At 38.6% G+C, this 15,879-nt stretch carries 10 protein-coding genes; 6 read left to right on the plus strand and 4 right to left on the minus strand.

Annotated elements, in window-relative coordinates; all coding sequences use genetic code 11:
* Nucleotides 1–25: 25 nt before the first annotated feature.
* From G7Y56_RS10245 to tpx, 4 genes are all read left to right on the plus strand, one after another.
* Nucleotides 26–1,507, plus strand: a complete 1,482-nt coding sequence (locus G7Y56_RS10245) for a xylulokinase (RefSeq protein WP_165043228.1) — start codon at nt 26–28, stop codon at nt 1,505–1,507.
* Between the two features lie 49 nt (nt 1,508–1,556).
* Entirely contained in the window at nt 1,557–2,885 is a 1,329-nt protein-coding gene (gene xylA / locus G7Y56_RS10250; protein ID WP_165043230.1) for a xylose isomerase, read from the plus strand.
* 101 nt (nt 2,886–2,986) lie between these two features.
* A complete protein-coding gene (gene xylE / locus G7Y56_RS10255) occupies nt 2,987–4,543 on the plus strand; it encodes a D-xylose transporter XylE (protein ID WP_165043232.1) in 1,557 nt (518 codons plus the stop codon).
* A gap of 349 nt (nt 4,544–4,892) precedes the next feature.
* Nucleotides 4,893–5,393 carry a thiol peroxidase gene (gene tpx, locus G7Y56_RS10260; protein WP_165021048.1) on the plus strand — a complete coding sequence of 167 codons (501 nt, stop codon included), beginning with the start codon at nt 4,893–4,895 and terminating at the stop codon, nt 5,391–5,393.
* A gap of 69 nt (nt 5,394–5,462) precedes the next feature.
* On the opposite strand, the gene G7Y56_RS10265 is transcribed toward tpx, so the two are convergent.
* On the minus strand, nt 5,463–5,885 hold the full coding sequence (locus tag G7Y56_RS10265) for a C-GCAxxG-C-C family protein (RefSeq protein ID WP_165043234.1): 423 nt from the start codon (nt 5,883–5,885) through the stop codon (nt 5,463–5,465).
* Nucleotides 5,886–6,080: 195 nt separating this feature from the next.
* Between G7Y56_RS10265 and G7Y56_RS10270 the strand changes: the two genes are divergently transcribed.
* Complete coding sequence (locus G7Y56_RS10270) at nt 6,081–8,384, plus strand: glycoside hydrolase family 3 N-terminal domain-containing protein (RefSeq protein WP_165043235.1); 2,304 nt, start codon at nt 6,081–6,083, stop codon at nt 8,382–8,384.
* A gap of 100 nt (nt 8,385–8,484) precedes the next feature.
* Entirely contained in the window at nt 8,485–9,366 is an 882-nt protein-coding gene (locus G7Y56_RS10275) for an AraC family transcriptional regulator (RefSeq protein ID WP_165043237.1), read from the plus strand.
* 102 nt (nt 9,367–9,468) lie between these two features.
* On the opposite strand, the gene G7Y56_RS10280 is transcribed toward G7Y56_RS10275, so the two are convergent.
* The 3 genes from G7Y56_RS10280 to G7Y56_RS10290 are packed head-to-tail and all read right to left on the minus strand — an operon-like array spanning nt 9,469 to nt 15,275.
* The gene (locus tag G7Y56_RS10280; protein ID WP_165043239.1) at nt 9,469–10,299 is read right to left on the minus strand and encodes a hypothetical protein; all 831 of its coding nucleotides are present in this window, start codon (nt 10,297–10,299) and stop codon (nt 9,469–9,471) included.
* A 37-nt stretch (nt 10,300–10,336) separates the two neighbouring features.
* Entirely contained in the window at nt 10,337–12,052 is a 1,716-nt protein-coding gene (locus tag G7Y56_RS10285) for a RagB/SusD family nutrient uptake outer membrane protein (protein ID WP_165043240.1), read from the minus strand.
* 10 nt (nt 12,053–12,062) lie between these two features.
* Nucleotides 12,063–15,275 carry a TonB-dependent receptor gene (locus G7Y56_RS10290; RefSeq protein ID WP_255498723.1) on the minus strand — a complete coding sequence of 1,071 codons (3,213 nt, stop codon included), beginning with the start codon at nt 15,273–15,275 and terminating at the stop codon, nt 12,063–12,065.
* Between the last annotated feature and the right edge of the window lie 604 nt (nt 15,276–15,879).

Genomic DNA, 15,879 nt, shown 5'->3' on the forward strand with positions numbered 1-15,879 from the left:
ATAACCATAAAAACACAGCATAAATATGTATTTACTAGGATATGATATTGGTAGTTCATCAGTAAAAGCTTGTTTGGTAGATGCCAATACAGGAAAAATCGTAGCATCGGATTTTTATCCGAAAGAAGAAATGAAAATCATAGCCGTTAAACCGGGTTGGGCAGAACAAGACCCTAAGGATTGGTGGGCAAATCTCAAACTGGCGCACGAGTCGGTTATGAAGCAAGCAAATGTAAAAGGACAGGATGTAAAAGCAATCGGTATTACCTGGCAGATGCATGGTTTGGTACTTGTTGATAAAGATCAGAATGTGCTTCGACCTTCTATTATTTGGTGTGATAGCCGTGCGGTTAGTTATGGTGAAAAAGCTTTCGAGGCAATAGGCGAAGAAAAATGTTTATCTCACTTGCTGAACTCTCCCGGTAATTTTACTGCATCCAAATTGGCTTGGGTGAAAGAAAACGAACCTCACATATTTGATAAAATAGACAAACTGATGCTTCCCGGAGACTATATAGCAATGAAACTTTCGGGCGAAGTATCGATGACTATCGAAGGTTTATCGGAAGGTATGTTCTGGGACTTTAAGAATAAATGCTTGTCGGAAGATGTTTTGAATTACTACGGAATACCTAAAAGCTTCATTCCTGAAATCAAACCGATATTTGGTCTGCAAGGTCAGGTATCAGCCGCCGCAGCTAAAGAACTTGGATTGGTCGAAGGAACTCCTATTTCTTATCGGGCAGGAGATCAGCCGAATAATGCCTTGTCGCTAAATGTATTCGAACCGGGCGAAATAGCGTCTAATGCCGGTACATCAGGCGTTGTGTATGGAGTTTTGGATACTGTTAACTATGATAAATTATCACGGGTAAACACATTCGCGCATGTTAACTATACCGAAGAGTTAACCCGACTGGGTGTACTTCTCTGTATCAATGGTACAGGTATTCTCAACTCGTGGCTGAAACGCAATCTGGCAGTCGAAGGCTTATCGTATGCCGATATGAATACACTTGCTGCCCAGTCTCCAATAGGATCAAAAGGGCTATCTATCATTCCATTTGGCAATGGAGCCGAACGTGTGCTCGAAAATAAAGACACAAATTGTTCGATACACGGTATCAATTTTAATATACATAATAAGTCGGACGTATTGCGTGCTGCACAGGAAGGTATTGTTTTCTCATACGAATATGGTATGGAAGTGATGAAAGAAATGGGTATGGATATCCATACAATCAAAGCCGGATATGCTAATATGTTCCTTAGCCCGTTATTTGCTCAAACGCTAGCAAGTGTTAGTGGCGCAACAATCGAACTATATAATACTGATGGGGCAGCAGGAGCAGCTAAAGGAGCAGGTATGGGTGTCGGTATTTACGCTTCACACAAAGAGGCTTTCGGATCGCTTGAAAGACTATCCGTATTCGAACTCGAAGCGGATAAAAAAGAACAATACAGAGAAGCGTATCAACGTTGGAAAAATTTGATAATCAAATACTAAATCAAAAAATAGAAATATTACTTAAATTATTAATACATAAATCAAAATCATGGAAATTTTAAAGGGAAGTAAAGAATTTTTTTCAGGAATAGGAAAAATTAAATTTGAAGGAAAAGAAAGTAAAAATCCGTTGGCATTTCGTTTTTATGACGAAAATAAAGTAGTAATGGGCAAATCGATGAAAGATTGGATGCGCTTTGCTATGGCATACTGGCATACACTCTGTGCCGATGGTGGCGATCCGTTTGGTGGTGCAACTATCCATCACCCATGGAACAATGCAAATGATGCTATCAGCCGTGCAAAATATAAAATGGATGCCGGTTTTGAATTTATGACTAAAATGGGATTCAACTATTACTGTTTCCATGATGTAGATTTAGTTGAACCGGGTAATTCGTGGGCAGAATACGAAAGCAATCTGCAAAAAATAGTAGAATATGCTAAAGAGAAACAAGCGGCTTCGGGCATTAAATTGCTTTGGGGTACTGCTAATGTTTTCAGCAACGAACGCTATATGAACGGTGCTGCTACAAACCCTAATTTCGATGTAGTGGCTTGTGCCGGAACTCAGATCAAAAATGCAATAGACGCTACTATTGCTCTGGGTGGATCCAATTATGTATTTTGGGGAGGTCGCGAAGGTTACATGAGTCTGTTGAATACAGATATGAAACGCGAAAAAGATCATCTTGCTCAAATGCTTACAATGGCTCGTGATTATGCCCGCAAACAAGGATTCAAAGGAACATTCCTTATCGAGCCTAAACCGATGGAACCAACTAAACATCAATACGACTATGATACCGAAACTGTTATCGGTTTCATCCGTAACTATGGTTTAGAGAAAGATTTTAAAGTAAATATCGAAGTGAACCATGCTACATTGGCAGGACATACATTCGAACACGAATTGCAAGCGGCAGTAGATGCAGGCCTATTAGGTAGCATTGATGCTAACCGTGGTGATTATCAAAATGGATGGGATACCGACCAGTTTCCTATCGATCTGTATGATTTGGCACAAGCATGGTTAGTATTACTTCCAGCCGGAGGACTTGGCAATGGTGGTGTAAACTTCGATGCTAAGATACGCCGTAACTCTACCGATGCAGACGATTTGTTCATTGCGCATATTTCGGGTATGGATACATTCGCACGTGGTTTGTTAGTTGCAGCAGATATGCTTGAGCATTCTGACTATAAAAAACTACGCCAAACACGTTATGCTTCGTTCGATGCCGGAAATGGTAAAGCATTCGAAGACGGTAAACTGACTCTTGAGGATTTACGCACTATCGCTCATAAAGCAGGCGAACCAACTAGAATAAGCGGAAAACAAGAGCTTTACGAAGCGATTGTTAATATGTATATTTAAAACCCTTAATATCCCAAAGGGTACTTTGAGATTATAACAATAGTCAATTCTGAAACCTCCCCTTCCCTCGGGGAGGCTAAGAGGGCTTAAAATCTTTATTCATGAAAAACGAAACAAGTAAATCATACACCTTTGGCCTAACAATTATAGCCACTCTCGGAGGTCTGCTATTCGGATACGACACGGCAGTCATATCCGGTACGGTAGAATCTCTCAGACATTTTTTTATTGAACCAATGGGCTTGCCTCTCAACGAAGCAAATGCAATGGAAGGCTTTGTGATAAGCAGTGCCTTGATTGGCTGTATTCTGGGAGCAGCAGTTGCAGGATGGGTTAGTCAGCAGTTCGGACGAAAAAAAGCATTATTTGCTTCTGCTATCCTGTTTCTTCTTGCAGCAGTAGGGTCGGCCTGGCCTGAAATTGGATATGGTATGCCCGGAACGGGAGACTATACATTTGTTTATCATTTTGTAGCATATCGTGTCTTAGGCGGTATCGGAGTCGGTATTGCGTCTATGGTGTCACCTATGTATATAGCCGAAATAGCTCCACCCGAAAAACGTGGAAGCTTAGTATCATGGAATCAATTTGCGATTATTTTCGGTATGTTGGTAGTCTATTTTGTAAACTATACCATTGCTAAACAAGGAGATACCGAATGGTTACACGCAATAGGTTGGAGATGGATGTTCGCATCGTTGGCAATACCTGCCAGTATTTTCTTCATATTATTATTCTTTGCTCCGGAAACGCCAAGGTGGCTTGTGATGAAAGGCAAAACAGCGAAAGCTGAAAATATTCTTACAAAACTAGTAGGAAGTGTTGCCGCTAAAAAAGAAATGAAAGAGATTGAAAATAGTTTCGATAATGATGCTATTGCTTCTCTCAGACCATATTATAAGTTTATGATAACATGGTTTATCTTGTTTGCCATAGGTCTTATATCATTATCATTAAGTGGAGTTTCGAGTGCTTTCGAAGTTTCGATGATTGTCAGCTTCCTTATCGCCCTTTACGTACCTATTCGTTCTTACGGATTCCTTATTATAATGACAGGAGTATTACTCTCGGCATTTCAGCAATTTGTCGGTATAAACGTGGTGCTATATTATGCTCCCGAGATATTCAAGAGCATGGGTTCGGGCACAGATTCTGCCTTGCTTCAAACTATCATTGTCGGTATTATAAACCTATCGTTTACCGTATTGGCAATTATGACTGTCGATCGGTTTGGTCGTAAACCATTGTTGATAACAGGAGCTTTGGTTATGGCAGTTTCGATGCTCGGGCTTGGTACTTCTTTCTCACAGAATCTACCTGGAACGTTGAAACTTATTTTCATGCTCACCTATACTGCCGGCTTCGCAATGTCATGGGGTCCTGTTTGCTGGGTTATGTTGTCGGAGATATTCCCCAACTCGGTACGGTCGAGTGTGATGTCGATAGCAGTTGCTGCACAATGGGTATCTAATTTCTTGGTGTCGTGGACATTCCCTATTATAGATAAAAACAAATTCTTGGTAGAGACATTTAATCATGGATTCGCATATTGGATATACGGAGCATTAGCCGTTGTAGCAGCTCTGTTTGTCTGGAAAAGATTGCCCGAAACAAAGGGTAAGACATTGGAAGATATGGAGAATATATGGAAAAAATAATCTGATTGATTTCTTATTAACGAAGTTGTCTAGACTTTTCAAAAGTCTTTCTTTTTACTCTCTCTGTCATGCTGAACGATAGAGAAGCATCTCACAACCGAGATTCTTCGTTCCTCAGAATGACAAAATAATACGAAAAACAAAAAGTCTAGACCACTTCAACATATAGAATCGGTGTACTTTAGAAGAGTATACCGATTTTTTTTTAACAAAAGATCATTTCTTACGAAACCTTTTGTCCTCTTTAGCTGTTTTAATAATTCATGTTTCCGAAATACATAAGCTTTGATTCATGTAACATAAAATCGAATAATTACAATCATAAAATATTAATTTAAATTATAAACAGATGTCTAAAATAACACTACACGGAGGAGAAATAAATACTATCGGTCAATTACCAGCAGTAGGTTCTGTAGCTCCTGATTTTACACTTGTAAAGAATGATTTGTCAGATTTATCATTAAAAGAACTAAAAGGAAAGAATGTGATACTTAATATCTTTCCAAGTTTGGATACTAGCACATGTGCTGCTTCGGTAAGAAAGTTTAATAAAGAAGCTGCGAGTTTACCCAATACAGTGATTCTTGCAATTTCTGCCGATCTACCATTTGCTGCCGGTCGTTTCTGTACAACTGAAGGAATTGAGAATGTTATTCCGGCTTCCGTTTTTAGAAATGATACTTTTGCAAAAACATATGGTGTTTTACTTATCGATGGTCCGTTGAAAGGTCTATTGGCCAGATCGGTAGTTGTGGTAAATCCCGAAGGAAAAGTTGTATATACAGAATTAGTTCCTGAGACAACGAACGAACCGAATTATCAAGCAGCTATCAATACGATTAAATAATTGATATTACTAAAATAAAAAAAGCACCTGCAAATACTTGCAGGTGCTTTTCTGTTTAGAATGATTATCTTATATTTCTTTTTTCAGATTTGTTTCGAGCAATTCGGCACAAAAGCGGATATATTCTCTGCATGGTTTTTTCTTGAGAGGAGTAGGGCAGGCTTCGAGACCTAACAATTGACTACAAATAATAGATCCGTTTTCTTGTGTGAACTTATCTGCAAGAAGTTGTACTGTGTCGTAGTTCCTCTTTTTACCTTCTCTGTCGCGAGGTATAGATGTACCGGTTTTTAGTCCTGCAACCATAAACATACTCGATACTGCTCCGCAAACATTGCGCATACCTCCCATTCCTCCACCAAATGAGGTAGATAATTTAAGTGCTGTATTTCTCTCTATATCGAACAAATCAGCGTAAGCGACAAAAACCGACTGGGCGCAATTGTAGCCATTATCAAATAACTCCAATGCTTTATCTATTCTATTTTCCATGAAAACTATTGTTATACAAATATAATAATATGTGTGTTATGTATATAGAAAAAATTATCATAGTTTATTTTAACGATAAATATTGCTGAAGGGTTATTTATGAACAGGATATGTATTATATTTGATATAATATTTTCTGAACCTCAGTAGAATATATCCTATATAACTAACTGTTAACCCAATAAATAATAATATATGAAATTTGGAAGTATATACCTATGTATAGCTTTTATGGCTATTTTATCATTGCAAGCACAAGTTTATAAAAATCCCAAAGCTTCGGTAGAAGATCGTGTAAACGATTTAATGCAGCGTATGACCCTCGAAGAGAAAATAGAACAGATGGGTATGACCAGTTTAAATGATTTTGTTAATAAACCCGGAGTCTATGGTGTCTGTGAAAGTCCTTTCGTAGGTTTGGATAAGGTAGCCGATTTATCGGCTAAGGCTAAAAAACATGGGCGTGAGAATACTCGTCTAGGTATTCCACCTATTCAGATCGCAGAATGCTTGCATGGAGTATTGGCTTATGGGGCAACAATCTATCCGCAGGCTATTGCACAAGGTAGCACATGGAATCCGCAACTTATCGAAAGAATGGGTTCGGCAATTGCAACAGAAGCTTCGGCTGCCGGTGTCGATCAGGCTTTATCGCCGCTGTTCGACTTGATAAGAGATGCCCGATATGGTAGAAATGAAGAATGTTATGCAGAAGATCCTTATTTGGTTGGGATAATGGGTTCGGCTTTTGTTACGGGTATGCAGGGTCGACCTGAACAAACAAAAATAGGTATACCTGCCGGGAAAGTGATGTGTACAGCAAAGCATTTCGCAGGCTATAGTGTTCCGTGGGCTGGGATAAATTTAGCTCCGGCATCGCTTGGCGAGCGCGAATTGAGGACTTTACATTTGACTCCTTTCGAGATGGTAGTAAAAGATGCGAATGTATACTCTGTCATGCCTTCTTACAATGAGGTGGATGGAGTACCGGCTCATGCAAGTGATTTTTTGTTGAATCAGGTATTACGTAACGAATGGGAATTTGAAGGATATGTTTTTTCTGATTATGGTAGCGTATCACACCTATATAACTTCCATAATATAGCTAAAGACAAAGCCGAAGCAGCGATGCGAGCCGTTCGGGCAGGTGTCGATTTGGAGGCTGCGCGTCCCGATGTATACCCTTCATTGGTGCAGCTAGTGAAAGATGGTAAAATATCAGAAGAATTAGTGGATAGGGCGGTTCGCCGTATTTTGACTGTTAAGTTCAAAGCCGGGTTGTTTGAAAAACCTTATGCAAATCCGAATGATATAAAGAGCAAAGTACATACACCTGCACATATAGCACTGGCTCGTGAAATCGCTGAGGAGTCTGTTGTATTGTTGCAGAATGATAATAACCTGTTACCGTTAGATAAGAAAAAGCTTCGCAGCCTTGCCGTTATAGGCCCTAATGCCGATCAGGTTCAGTATGGCGATTATAGTTATACACGTGATAATAAATCGGGTGTAACAATACTTGAGGGTATTAAAAATGTGGTAGGTAAAGATGTAAAGATTAATTATGCCAAAGGTTGTGGTATTACAGACTTAAGCAAAGAAGGTTTTGCAGAAGCCATAAAAGCCGCCGAAGAAAGTGATGCTGTTGTGGTTGTTCTCGGTGAAACAAGTGTTATTCTATCCGGCTTAGGATGGGGAAAAGGTCCCGGAGAGGGCGAAATAGAAGATCCGTTTACAACGGGCGAAGGATATGATCTGACTGACATTAATCCAATAGGAGTACAACGAGATTTGATTCAGGCTGTAGCTGCCACAGGAAAACCTGTTATTCTGGTACTGGTTCATGGAAGACCATGGAGCATCAAATGGGAAAAAGAGAATATCCCTGCTATTTTAGAGGCGTGGTATCCTGGCGAACAAGGTGGAAATGCTGTTGCTGATATTCTTTTTGGGAACGTAAATCCATCAGGGAAACTAAATGCTACATTTCCTCAATCGGTGGGTCATATTCCTGTTTTTTATGATTATAAAACATCTGCAAAAGGAATTAACAGAGAACCGGGTAGTCCCGAAAAACCCGGTAGAGATTATGTATTCTCTTCTCCCGACCCGTTATTCCCATTTGGATTCGGATTATCGTATACAACATTCGAGTATTCGGAAATGCAGGTATCTAAAGAGTCTTTTGGAAAAGAAGATTTAAATGTTTCGGTCAAAATAACCAATACAGGTAATAGGATAGGCAAAGAGGTTGTTCAGTTTTATATCCATGATAAAATTGGAACGGTAACGACTCCGGTGATGGCTCTGAAAAGATTTGAAAAAATAGAATTGAAACCCGGAGAAAGCAAAAATGTAACATTTAAATTGTCTTATAAAGACCTGGGATTATGGAACTCGCAAATGCAATATGTTACAGAACCGGGCGAATTTGAATTTATGTTTGCCAAATCTGCCGAACATGTTCAATGCCTTAAGACAGTGGTATTTACCGATTGATAGATGTAAATTATAATCATAAATAATTTTATCATAAAAAACGACTGTTTTTTTGTAATTTGAACTATCTTGTGTTTCTAAACACATAATTGCCTAGAAGATGAAAGAGTCGGTATTCAGAGAGGTTACGCCATTATCAGATCGGGATTGTTTTATGATTTTCTCACGAGTTAAGAGCGAGTTTACTTTCCCTATTCATATTCATGCAGAATATGAACTCAATTTTATTGAGTACGGAAAAGGAGCTAAACGTGTTGTTGGTGATAGTATCGAAGAGATAGAAGATTTGGAGTTAACTCTTATTGCAAGTCCCAGCCTCGAACACGGCTGGCTAAATCATAAATGCGATTGTCCTGAAATTAAGGAGATAACAATCCAGTTTCACGGTGATTTATTTAATGAACACTTGCTGCAGAAAAATCAATTTCGATCTGTAAAAGAGATGTTTGAGAAAGCATCTTATGGGCTGACATTCTCTAAAGAAACTATTCTCCAAATGAAGGATAGATTATATTCCTTGGCTTCTGAGCACCAAGGCGCACATTCTGTTTTGAAATTGATCGGAATTTTGTGTGACTTATCTCTCTCGAAATCTATGCGGGAATTGTCGAGTCGGGCATTTAATGTGAATGATCAAAAATATGATAGCCGTCGAGTCGAAAGGGTTTATAATCATATGCTTAGTAATTATAGGGAAGAAATTAAATTGTCTGATGTTGCCGGCTTGGTGGGTATGACTGAGGTGGCATTTAGTCGTTTTCTAAAAAAAAGAACCGGGCGTAATTTTATAGACTCTTTGAATGAAATCCGCCTTGGGCATGCAACCCGCATGTTGGTCGATTCTACACAAAGCGTAGCAGAAATTGCAATGGATTGTGGTTTTAATAATTTATCCAATTTTAATCGGATATTCAAAAAGAAGAAAGGTTGTACTCCCCGCGATTTCAGAGAGAACTATAAGGGCTCTAAGTTTTTCTTATAGCATTCAATTTATTTATCTGATTTTATATAAAAAGATTAAGAGCCGAAGAACATATATTCTTCGGCTCTTAATAAATAATCTCAAAACAATCTACTCAAAATCTTATTTTGCCCTGAATACCCAGAACCATGCTGTGCCTCCGGAACCAACTCCCGGTTCAGGATAGCTTAGTATCATCTTATTATCGTTCAATATTAGTATATCATATTCGTAGACTGGTGCTCCACCTTCATTTGGCGATTTACCACACAGAACTGTAGTTCCTTTTGTTTTAAGTTTCCCTTTTGCCCAAACATTTCCATTGTCATCAAGGGTTACACTCGTCATGATAAGTGCAAACGATCCTTTTTCGGATGATCCGTCAGACTTCAATTTAGTAAATGCGGCACCGCTGATAGAGAAATCCATACTGGCTCCGGTTCCTTCATTTGCTGCTTGCCCGTTTATATCTCCTATTTTGAGAGTCCACCATGCAGGAGCCTTGTCATTTTTATATCCACCATTACCCCATACCGAAGGTGCAGTTTCGTCCCAAACCCATGTTTTGCTACCGCTTCCACATAAATAGCCCCATTCTGGAGGTACAGGAAATGAAAGTTCTTCTACGTTTACAGTAATCGTTTTAGAAATCTGAGATCCATCGCCATTCTGACCTGTAAAAGTGATACTGTTTTCTCCTTTTAATACAAGTAAAACGGTATCGGTTTGCATCTGTGTAGTACCCGTTCCATAATTCCACCATGATAGTACAGGACTATTATTTTTTAGAATTACCTTATTAGAATTTTTCCCATTTACAACAATTGGTGTCGCGGAAATATTTAATTGCTCTGCTGTAATTGCACCTTCTAGTGTTTCTCTGGATTCAACAGGATCACAAGCTGTAAGAGAGGCAAGTGCTAAGAGCATGAAATATAAAATTATTTTTTTCATATTGTTTTATTCTTTAATTATCTGAACAATATACTAATTACCAGCCCGGGAATTCAGCATCTGCTCCACCCCAACCTTTATTTTGCGTTAATACGCCATTAGATAGTGCAATCTGATCTTCGGGTATTGCCCAGAATCCGCCTGTCGCTTCGTAACGGGCACGATAGCCACCACCGAATGCTCTCATAGTGGTTTCTAAGCCTTTGTTGTAAACAGTCACACCTTCTTGTTTGGCTAGCATTGCAGCAGCATCTCCCCAGCGCATCAAATCGAAATAACGTAAACCTTCGAATGACAATTCCCAGCGGCGTTCTCTTTTGATAGCATCAAGAGAGTAAGATACAGATGGCAATCCTACACGAGTACGCACTTTATTTAAACTTGTTGCATCTCCTTTCAACTCAGAATGCATTAATAATACATCGGCAAAACGGATAAGTACTAAATCCTGACTATGCGATATAGATGCATTCTCTTCAGGATATCCAAACATCAACATTGTATATGAACCAACCAGGCTGCCATCTTCTTTATGCGCACGTATTGTTGTATATTTCTTTTGCCAATAGCCTGTTTCTTCCATTTGTTTGTCAGCCCCCCAAATGAAGCTTTTAACTTCGGAATTATTGTTCACATTCAGAATAGAAGCTACGCGGCGAATGTCATTGGGTTCAGCTATTTGCCATTCTTTCCATAAGTTGGAGTTAACTGGTCCTGCGCCCCATCCCGGTCCAAAAGGATAAGTATCTTCTTCCCCGTTATTGCTACGAAGACCGAAATGCTGAATGTATTGATTTGAATAACCGGTATTATCTACACCACTGTTATCTGTATCCCACGATGCTTTATTAGAAAATTTAACAGCAAATACAGTTTCTTTGTTGCCATCACCTTCCCATTTCAATCCATTCTTTTTAGCATAAGGATAATCCTTTGCTGTATATTCGTTCGAATAAGGCCAAAGGTTACGGAAATCAGAAGCTAAAGAATGTCCACTATTTGCAATACAGTCGTCCAGCCATGCAGCAGCTTGTGCTTTATCTACACTACCGCCTTCGGCAAGAGGCAGTTCGCCTTTTTGATAATATCCTGTATAGAAAAGATAGACGCGAGCCATCAAAGCTTCTGCCGACCATTTGGTTGCGTGTCCGGAAGTTACAGATGTATATGGTTTAGAAGGCATGAGAGTTATAGCTTGTTTCAAGTCTGAAGCTATCTGAGCATAAATCTGATCAGCCGGAGCCTTTGGTAAATTTTGAACTTCTGTTTTCAAAACTAAAGGAACTTCGCCAAACATTTGAGCCATTTCGAAATAGAAAAGTGCTCTCAAAAAATATACCTCACCATATAATTGGTTTTTTTGGTCTTCACTTTCCCATCCTTTAATATTGTCTAATGTTTCGATAGCAGTATTAGCACGGAAGATGCCTTTGTAGCGTGCAGCCCAGAATGTTCCGAAGCGGCTCGATTTAGTATTCATAAAGTGGTCAAGTCCTTGCATATCCTTGTCATTTTCTCCACCCCCGCCAAATCGGTCATCAGAAGCGAGTTCTGCCATATAGAAATGGGTGTGCGAAGGGTTTGATATCGCTTTGTTCAGAGTAGCATAGATACCCGTAAGCATTTGTTCAGCATCGGTCACATTCACAGGAAAGTTTCCGGTATCCTTTTTTGTTAGATTGTCTGTATCGAGAAAATCATTACAGCCCGAAAGTAAAAGGATTGCTGCTAATGTATATATTATCTTTTTCATCGTTTTCTAATTAAAATTTGAGATTTACACCAATCAAATAAGTTCTTGGGCTAGGATAGAATCCTAAATCTATACCTGAAGCGAAACCGTCGCCATAATCATATCCAACCTCAGGATCCATTCCCGAATAGCTGGTTATTGTAAATAGATTTTGTGCTGTCAGATATAGTCGTGCTTGTCCCAGAGGCATTTTAGGAAATAATCTTTTAAAATCGTAACCTAATGTTATATTTTGCATTTTCAGATAGTCTCCATCTTCGATATAAATATCTGAGATGTATTGCCAATTGGTATTACTACCACTAGTCAGGCGTGGAAGTCTGTTCGATGTACCTTCTCCGTGCCATCTGTCAAATATTTCTGTTGTATAATTTTGTAGCGGACTATCTGCAAACGAACGGTAAGATTTAGCTATTTGATGACCGAATGCTCCTGTAGCTGTAAAGGAAAGATCAGCTCCTTTATATCCGAAATTCAGCGAAAATCCCAATCTTACATCCGGATGCGGATTACCGATCATCACCTTGTCGTCATCTGTGATAAATCCGTCATTATTAGTGTCTACAAACATAACATCTCCCGGTTGAGCTCCTGCCAGTTTAGCAGTAGTGTTAGCAACCTGATCAGCATTCTGGAATATTCCTGCGGTTTTATACCCATAGAAGTATCCAACAGGGAAGCCCACTTGTGCGCGATACATTTCTTTAGTACCTTGACTTAATACATTCTCAGGACCATGAATTATTCCTTCAGTATTATCTATTTTGGTTACTTCATTCTTATTATAGCCAAGATTAAGATTGGCTCCGTATGTAAAGTCCGATACGTTATCGTTCCAGCTTAACCCTAGTTCTAAACCTCTATTTTCAATGTCTCCTCCATTTATAAATGGAGCATTTGCACCATATGAAGCAAGTACGGGAGCTTGTACAAGCCAGTCTTTGGTCTTTTTAGTATACCAATCGAAAGCAACACCTAAACGACTGCCTATGAAACGGGCATCAAAACCTAGATTTAATTGTTCGGATGTCTCCCATGATACCTTATTATTTGCTATTATATCAGGATAGCCTCCGATAGACTGGGTTATTTTGTCATTTCCAAAATAATAATTATTGAAATTATCAAAAGCTACTGTTGATAAGTATTGGAAAGGAATTATATTCTGATTCCCATTTTGACCCCAGCTGGCACGCAATTTGAGGAATTCCATCCAGCTGGATGCAGATTCCATAAAAGGCTCATTTGTTATTACCCAACCAGCCGAAACGGAAGGGAAATATCCCCATCGCTTGTTGCTGGCAAAATTGGATGAACCATCGGCACGTATTATGGCTGTTGCCATATAAGTTTCTTTCAGGTTGTAATTAACACGTCCGAAGAAAGATGCCAGTCTGCCTTGTCCCCAAGGAGAGCCCGATATAGTAGTACTCGAGGATGTTACTCCACCTGTATTGTCTAGATAGGCATGATCCCACGATCCGGGGAATATAGAGTTTATATTAGTTGCTCCAAGGTTTTCGCCCATACCCCATTTTTCCAACGACTGTCCGGCTAATGCTTCAAAAGAATGAACGTCGTTCAATTTGAATGAATAGCTAAGTGTATTCTCCCATGTCCAGCTATTTCCCTGACTTTGGGTTTGGTTTACCTGATCGCCGGCTTCGTTTGTTGTAGATAATTTGAATGCCGGTCTGTATTGGCGATAGCTGTTAGAGCTCATTTTGTAACCATAGCTACTTCTCAATTTCAAATTCTTTATCGGCTGTATTTCTACATATACATTGGCCTGTAGATTGTGAGTTTTAGATATATTGTGACCGCGGCGGTACTCCATATCGGCAATAGGATTAGCTGTTGCTCCATCAAAATTCCATCCATCGGCTAGTTTGCTATAGTAGTCATAGTATCCGCCATCGCTATTGTATACAGGCATAAGTGGATTTGCAACCACCATATTATGAACATCATTCCAGTATTGATTACCAATACCAATACCCGATTTCTCATTATATGAATAAGTAACGTTCTCTCCAATCTTTATTACATCAAAACCACTTGCCTTTAGCAGGATATGATCTGAATTGATACGGAAGGTATAGCGGCTATAATTCGGAGCTACAGGTTTTCCAAATATTCCGTCTTGAGATGTGTATGAGAAACCCATAGAAAATTTGGATAATTCCGATCCTCCGGTCAGATTGAAAGCATGATTCTGAGTCAATGCATTCTTGTTGCGAATTTCTTCCAACCAGTTTGTTCCGTTCCATGTACCGTCCATAATTGCGTTATACTGATTGGGAACCAGAGCCGCAAAATCATAAGGATCATTACCTTCATTGAAACGAACTTCGTTCATAACGGTCATGTATTCTTTCGCATTAAGCAGCGATGGCATGCGGTATGCATTTTGCCAGCCGAAAAATGCATCGTAGGTTACTTGTATTTTACCTGCTTTCCCTTGTTTAGTTGTTATAAGGATAATACCATTAGCAGAACGCGAACCGTAGATAGCAGATGATGCAGCATCTTTCAGTACATCTATCGATTCGATATCTGCAGGATTGAGGTTGTTTATGTCACCTCCTGGAATATTGTCGATTACATACAAAGGAGCAGCATCACCAACAGTTCCTAATCCACGGATATTTACTTTAAAACCTTCGCCCGGCATGCCTGATGTCTGGGTTATATTAACCCCTGGCGCCTGACTTTGTAATGCTTCCAAAGCACTTGTTGTACTCAATTTCTGAAGGTCATCTCCCTTTACTTGGAGAGTTGCACCAGTCACGAGTTTCTTTTTCTGAACACCGTAGCCGACAACTATAACTTCATCAAGATTTTGAGTGTCTTCTTTAAGTGTAACAGGAATTTCTTTTTTATTACTAACTGTAATTTCATGAGGTATAAATCCAATATAAGAAAAAACGAGTACATTATTTTCGTTCTGTATCTTAATTGAATAATTTCCATCCATATCGGTAAGTGTGCCAATGGTTGTTCCTTTTATGGAAACACTTACACCAATCAGTGGTTCGCCTGTAACATCTTTTACAACACCGGTTATGGTCCGGCCTTCGGCTTGAGTAGATTCTTTTGTGCTCAGATCCGCACTTCTGGCAGAAACACAAGGGAGAACCATCAGTAGGAGTGCGATTACCAACCCGGAAAAGGTTATAATCTTGGAGCGTGATCTAACATGGTTTAAATTTCTGATTTTCATATTACTAATATGTTTTTGTGAAACCTAGTATCTTACGTAATTAGATATGCCTAGGTTGAGTTTTTTAAACAATTCGTACATCTTTTGAAGTGGTAGCCATTTTTATTAGGCAGAAGGGGTCAGTAACAAATTAATAAATTTTATAAGTTGTTCTATTCATTTATGATTCAAATTTTATGGTTAAACAATTTTGTCTTTTGTCAATGGTATTATAGTATTGCAAATATACTAGAGTAAAATGTGAAAACACAGATACTTTTTTATCCAATAATAATATTTTCTTTGCAAAAAAGCATCTAATTATTTTGTCTATTATATTTTAACCTAAATAACCCCAATAAATAATGATAAGATATAACAGAGGAATCAAATTATATAAGTTCTCTTATGTTTTTAACTAAACATCTAAATTTAAATGTATTAAATTTAACTGAAGGGTTGATCTAAATTTATGTAATATTGTATTATTACGATAATCTTAATCATTATTTAATCACTATATGTAGCTTATCAATTATGATTATTCTAATTATGATAAAAAAGTATTACTATCTGATAATAAAATATCAACATATTATTCTTAGTATTGATAAATTTGCAATGT

It is taken from the genome of Dysgonomonas sp. ZJ709, assembly GCF_011039195.1.
Lineage (GTDB): Bacteria > Bacteroidota > Bacteroidia > Bacteroidales > Dysgonomonadaceae > Dysgonomonas.

What these genes read in the sequence shown, in the direction of transcription:
- G7Y56_RS10245 (WP_165043228.1), top strand. Translation starts at nt 26, where the DNA reads ATGTATTTACTAGGATATGATATTGGTAGTTCATCAGTAAAAGCTTGT.
- xylA (WP_165043230.1), top strand. Translation starts at nt 1,557, where the DNA reads ATGGAAATTTTAAAGGGAAGTAAAGAATTTTTTTCAGGAATAGGAAAA.
- xylE (WP_165043232.1), top strand. Translation starts at nt 2,987, where the DNA reads ATGAAAAACGAAACAAGTAAATCATACACCTTTGGCCTAACAATTATA.
- tpx (WP_165021048.1), top strand. Translation starts at nt 4,893, where the DNA reads ATGTCTAAAATAACACTACACGGAGGAGAAATAAATACTATCGGTCAA.
- G7Y56_RS10265 (WP_165043234.1), bottom strand. Translation starts at nt 5,885, where the DNA reads ATGGAAAATAGAATAGATAAAGCATTGGAGTTATTTGATAATGGCTAC.
- G7Y56_RS10270 (WP_165043235.1), top strand. Translation starts at nt 6,081, where the DNA reads ATGAAATTTGGAAGTATATACCTATGTATAGCTTTTATGGCTATTTTA.
- G7Y56_RS10275 (WP_165043237.1), top strand. Translation starts at nt 8,485, where the DNA reads ATGAAAGAGTCGGTATTCAGAGAGGTTACGCCATTATCAGATCGGGAT.
- G7Y56_RS10280 (WP_165043239.1), bottom strand. Translation starts at nt 10,299, where the DNA reads ATGAAAAAAATAATTTTATATTTCATGCTCTTAGCACTTGCCTCTCTT.
- G7Y56_RS10285 (WP_165043240.1), bottom strand. Translation starts at nt 12,052, where the DNA reads ATGAAAAAGATAATATATACATTAGCAGCAATCCTTTTACTTTCGGGC.
- G7Y56_RS10290 (WP_255498723.1), bottom strand. Translation starts at nt 15,275, where the DNA reads ATGAAAATCAGAAATTTAAACCATGTTAGATCACGCTCCAAGATTATA.